Source organism: Intestinibacter sp., assembly GCF_051866655.1.
Classification (GTDB): domain Bacteria; phylum Bacillota; class Clostridia; order Peptostreptococcales; family Peptostreptococcaceae; genus Intestinibacter.
In genome coordinates this window covers 1-4,700 of sequence record NZ_JBJDXL010000215.1, presented here as the reverse complement: position 1 = coordinate 4,700, position 4,700 = coordinate 1, and the positions used below count along the sequence as shown (strand labels likewise).

Here is a 4,700-nt window from a genome sequence, read left to right as displayed (position 1 = left end):
AGACCTTCTTCAACATTTGTAGTGTTATCTTTTTCTAATGTAGCCATTAATCTTTCGTCTTCACCTAAAAGATCTATTATTTCAGCATTTGATCCTATTCCTAACGCTCTTAATAATACTGTTACTGGTTGTTTTCTTGTTCTATCTACTCTAACAGAAATAACATCATTAGAATCAGTTTCATATTCTAACCAAGCACCTCTATTAGGTATAACAGTAGAAGATATTAGTTTTTTACCAGCTTTATCTCTTTCTTGTGCATAATATACACCAGGCGATCTAACTAATTGACTTACGATAACTCTTTCCGCTCCATTTATTACGAAAGTCCCTCTATCTGTCATAAGCGGGAAGTCTCCCATAAATACTTCTTGTTCTTTTATTTCTCCAGTTTCTTTATTAATAAGTCTTACTTTTACTTTTAGAGGCGCACAATATGTAGCATCTCTTTCTTTACATTCTTCAATGTCATACTTAGGCTTATCATCTAGAGAGTAATCTACAAACTCTAATATTAAATTACCTGTATAATCCTCAATTGGAGAAATATCATTAAAAACTTCTTTTAAACCTTCTTCTAAAAACCACTTATAAGAATCTACTTGTATTTCTATAAGATTTGGTAAATCAGCTATTTCTTTTATCTTAGAAAAGCTCATTCTCTTTCTCTTACCTATCGTGACAGGATATGGCATTCACTTTTCACCTCTCAATAATTAAAAATAAAACCCTTGTCATACTAAACGCATCTAATAATTCTAGCACAACTTTGACTAAATTTCAATATTTAGGGCTATATAATTTAAAATTTATATATTATTTATTTATATACTATTTTTTAAATAAATCAGCGCCTATATATTAAAAGCCTACTCCATTTAGTATGTACATATTATTACGTATTAATTCCATTTTTTCGTAATTTTTTCATAAAGTTGAGAATAGAGAATACAATATCAAAAAAGATTTATATTCTCTATTCTCAACTTTATTTATTAATAATTAGTTATAACTCAAAAAAGGTGTCCTACCGAGACACCTTTTTCTTAAAAAAATTATTTAAGTTCTACTGATGCACCAGCAGCTTCTAATTTTTCTTTTATTTGTTCAGCTTCTTCTTTAGAAGCTCCTTCTTTAACAGCTTTAGGAGCGTTATCAACTACTTCTTTAGCGTCTTTTAATCCTAAACCAGTTATTTCTCTAACTATTTTTATAACTCCAACTTTTGAAGAACCAGCAGATGTTAATATTACATCAAATTCTGATTTTTCTTCTGCAGCAGCTCCACCTGCAGCAGCACCAGCAACCATTACTGGAGCAGAAGCAGATACACCGAATTTTTCTTCTGCAGCTTTTACTAATTCATTTAATTCTGTAACTTTCATTTGTTCTATAGCTTCTAATATTTGTTCTATTGTCATTTTTAGCACCTCCGAATTTTTTATTAATTTTTATTTTTTAATCTTATTTTCTAAATTTAACTGACAATTAAGCTTCTTGTCCTTCTTTTTCTTTTATTAAAGCATCTAATAAATATACAAAGTTTGACATTGGAGCCTTTAAGCTTCCAAGTAATTTTGCAAGAAGAACTTCTCTTGGTGGTATATTAGCGAACTCAACTATTTGAGCTTCGTTATAGAATGTACCTTCTACTACACCCATTTTTAATTTCATTTTTGGATGAGCTTCCATAAAGTCTTTTATAACTCTAGCTGGAGCTATTGGATCGTCGTAACCAAATGCTATAGCATTAGTTCCTACTAATAACTCATCGTTGAATTCTTCTATTCCAACTTCTTTAGCTGCTCTTCTAACTAAAGTGTTTTTGTAAACTTTATATTCAACACCAGCTTCTCTCATTTTCTTTCTTAATTCTGTAACTTCTTCTACTGTTAAACCTTTGTAGTCTACAACTATTGTAGAAGATGATTTTTGTAGTTTTTCAACTATTTCAGCAACAACTTGTGATTTCATTTGTATAGCTTCTCTCATCAGATGTGCACCTCCTTCACAAAAGTATATTTACCGTACATAATTAAAAAAGCTTTTATTTCTAACGTAATGCCAGACATAAAAGCTCTAGTTTCATTTATCTAAAACCTCGGCAGGAAATTAAGCTCTCGCACCTACTGTCTACGGCAAATTTATTCGTTTTTAACATCAACAAGAGATATTATAACATTATTTTTTATATATGTCAATAATATTATTCAGTTACTCTTGCAGGATTTATTTTTACTCCAGGTCCCATAGTTGAAGCAACTGTTACACTTCTTAAGTATTGTCCTTTAGCAGCAGATGGTTTTGCTTTTATTATAGCGTTCATTAAAACTGAGAAGTTTTCAGTTAATTTTTCTCCACCAAAAGATACTTTACCTATAGCAACGTGGATTATATTGTTTTTATCTAATCTATATTCAACTTTACCAGCTTTGATTTCTTGTACAGCTTTAGTAACATCAAATGTAACTGTTCCTGATTTTGGGTTTGGCATTAAACCTTTAGGTCCTAATACTCTACCTAATCTACCAACTACACCCATCATATCTGGAGTAGCAACTACTACATCAAAATCAAACCAGTTTTCTTTTTGTATTTTTTGTACTAATTCTTCAGCACCTACAAAATCTGCTCCTGCAGCTTCTGCTTCTTTAGCTTTATCACCTTTAGCGAAAACTAAAACTTTTTTAGTTTTACCAGTTCCGTGAGGTAATACTATTGCACCTCTAACTTGTTGATCAGCATGTCTTGAGTCAACACCTAATTTTATGTGAGCTTCAACTGTTTCATCGAATTTAGCTGTAGCTATTTCACTTACTAATGCTAAAGCGTCTTTAGCATCATATAATTTTGTTCTATCTATTTTTCCTAATGCTTCTGCATATTTTTTAGTTTTTTTAGCCATTATTTATAATTCCTCCTTGTGGTTATTGTCGGCTTTTGCCTCCCACTTCTAATGAAGTGTCTAATTAATAATTAGTCTTCTACTACGATACCCATACTTCTAGCAGTACCAGCTATCATGCTCATTGCAGCTTCTACTGATGCAGCGTTTAAGTCAGGCATTTTTAATTCAGCTATTTCTTTTATTTGAGCTGAAGTTAATGTTGCAACTTTCTTTTTGTTTGGTTCTCCTGAAGCTGAATCTAATCCAGCAGCTTTTTTAAGTAATACTGCAGCAGGTGGAGTTTTTGTTATAAATGTAAATGATCTATCTTGATATACAGTTATAACAACTGGTATTATCATTCCTGCTTGATCTGCAGTTTTAGCATTGAATTCTTTAGTGAATCCCATTATATTAACACCGTGTTGTCCTAATGCTGGACCAACTGGTGGAGCTGGAGTAGCCTTTCCTGCAGGTATTTGTAATTTTATTTGACCTATAACTTTTTTAGCCATATCGAGCGCACCTCCTCAAATTCCTTCTAAATTATATTCTTTCTATGCTCTTTAAATCTATTTCTAGTGATACTTCATTACCACTAGAAGCATTTATGCATACTTTTGCCATTTTATTTTTAACGTCGATTTCTTTTACAATTCCACTTTGTCCTTTGAATAAACCGTCACAAACGTTAACTGTTTCGCCAACTTCTATGTGTACACGATTTTCGCCTATTTTATCTAAATCTATTCCCATAAATTTAACTTCTTCTTCAGTAAGTGGAACTGGTTTAGAACCTGGTCCTACAAATCCTGTAACACCTTTTGTGTTTCTTACAATATACCATGATTCATCAGTTATTATCATCTTAATAAGAACATAACTTGGGTATATTTTTCTTTGTCTTACTTTTGTTTTTTCTTTGATGACTTCTTTTACTTTGCCATCTTCTTTTACTTTTTCTTTTACTTTTGTAGTTTCAATTACATCTTCAGTAGGGACGATAACACTTTTTATACAGTCTTCCATTCCCCTTGTTTTTACTGCTTTTTCTATGGTAGCTTTAACTTTATTTTCATGTCCTGAATAAGTATGAACTACATACCATTGTGGTTGTTGTATTTCCGACATTTACATTCTCCTTTTTTCTATTTTAATATTAATGCTAATGCACCTGATAAAAGTGTATCTAAAGCCCATACTAAAATAGTAAACGAAATAATTGTAGCTAAAACTATACCTGTGTTTTTTAATAACTCAGTTTTTGTTGACCAAGTTACTCTTTTTAATTCTGCTATAGTTTCCTTAATATAAGTAACTAAACTAAATCTTTGTTTTTTAGACTTATTAGTCTTAACTTCTTGAGTTTTCATAATATTACTCACATCCTTAAAATATAACTATTTTGTTTCTTTATGAGTAGTATGTTTTTTACAGAATTTGCAATATTTTTTAAGTTCTATTCTGTCTGGGTTATTTTTTTTGTTTTTTGTAGTGTTGTAGTTTCTTTGTTTGCATTCAGTACATGCTAAAGTAACTCTTACTCTCATTTGCTACACCTCCAACTTTTAATACAATAATATATATATTGTTATATAATATTTTGAAACAAATTATCAAAATACTATTACCTTCCTTTAACCATTACCTTGTATAAATTATCATAAATTTAAAGCTATGTCAATGTTTTTGTTTATTTACTTAAAAAAGAGGAGTATAAAAAACCCCTCTTCCTTATATATATATTGTAAACAAAATATTATTCTATTATAGTTGCTACAACACCAGATGCTACTGTTCTACCACCTTCTCT

Annotated in this window: 7 protein-coding genes, 1 pseudogene and 1 other annotated feature; all 8 genes and pseudogenes read right to left on the bottom strand. The window is 30.4% G+C overall.

Features of this window, described 5'->3' with window-relative positions:
• A pseudogene (locus tag ACI3VO_RS06560) lies at positions 1-695 on the bottom strand (DNA-directed RNA polymerase subunit beta); the annotation flags it as partial.
• 360 nt (positions 696-1,055) lie between these two features.
• A complete protein-coding gene (rplL, locus tag ACI3VO_RS06555; protein WP_320924098.1) occupies positions 1,056-1,421 on the bottom strand; it encodes a 50S ribosomal protein L7/L12 in 366 nt (121 codons plus the stop codon).
• A 67-nt stretch (positions 1,422-1,488) separates the two neighbouring features.
• A complete protein-coding gene (gene rplJ, locus ACI3VO_RS06550; protein ID WP_439757135.1) occupies positions 1,489-1,992 on the bottom strand; it encodes a 50S ribosomal protein L10 in 504 nt (167 codons plus the stop codon).
• A gap of 36 nt (positions 1,993-2,028) precedes the next feature.
• Positions 2,029-2,157: a sequence feature (ribosomal protein L10 leader region), on the bottom strand.
• 49 nt (positions 2,158-2,206) lie between these two features.
• Complete coding sequence (gene rplA / locus ACI3VO_RS06545; RefSeq protein ID WP_439757134.1) at positions 2,207-2,905, bottom strand: 50S ribosomal protein L1; 699 nt, start codon at positions 2,903-2,905, stop codon at positions 2,207-2,209.
• Positions 2,906-2,976: 71 nt separating this feature from the next.
• Positions 2,977-3,402 carry a 50S ribosomal protein L11 gene (rplK, locus tag ACI3VO_RS06540; RefSeq protein ID WP_320924099.1) on the bottom strand — a complete coding sequence of 142 codons (426 nt, stop codon included), beginning with the start codon at positions 3,400-3,402 and terminating at the stop codon, positions 2,977-2,979.
• Positions 3,403-3,433: 31 nt separating this feature from the next.
• Entirely contained in the window at positions 3,434-4,018 is a 585-nt protein-coding gene (gene nusG / locus ACI3VO_RS06535; protein ID WP_439757133.1) for a transcription termination/antitermination protein NusG, read from the bottom strand.
• Positions 4,019-4,035: 17 nt separating this feature from the next.
• On the bottom strand, positions 4,036-4,260 hold the full coding sequence (gene secE, locus ACI3VO_RS06530; RefSeq protein ID WP_439757132.1) for a preprotein translocase subunit SecE: 225 nt from the start codon (positions 4,258-4,260) through the stop codon (positions 4,036-4,038).
• Positions 4,261-4,287: 27 nt separating this feature from the next.
• Positions 4,288-4,437, bottom strand: a complete 150-nt coding sequence (gene rpmG / locus ACI3VO_RS06525) for a 50S ribosomal protein L33 (protein WP_290690852.1) — start codon at positions 4,435-4,437, stop codon at positions 4,288-4,290.
• Positions 4,438-4,700 lie beyond the last annotated feature (263 nt).

Coding starts and splice junctions, on each gene's coding strand:
- rplL (WP_320924098.1), bottom strand. CDS start 1,421: ATGACAATAGAACAAATATTAGAAGCTATAGAACAAATGAAAGTTACA.
- rplJ (WP_439757135.1), bottom strand. CDS start 1,992: ATGAGAGAAGCTATACAAATGAAATCACAAGTTGTTGCTGAAATAGTT.
- rplA (WP_439757134.1), bottom strand. CDS start 2,905: ATGGCTAAAAAAACTAAAAAATATGCAGAAGCATTAGGAAAAATAGAT.
- rplK (WP_320924099.1), bottom strand. CDS start 3,402: ATGGCTAAAAAAGTTATAGGTCAAATAAAATTACAAATACCTGCAGGA.
- nusG (WP_439757133.1), bottom strand. CDS start 4,018: ATGTCGGAAATACAACAACCACAATGGTATGTAGTTCATACTTATTCA.
- secE (WP_439757132.1), bottom strand. CDS start 4,260: ATGAAAACTCAAGAAGTTAAGACTAATAAGTCTAAAAAACAAAGATTT.
- rpmG (WP_290690852.1), bottom strand. CDS start 4,437: ATGAGAGTAAGAGTTACTTTAGCATGTACTGAATGCAAACAAAGAAAC.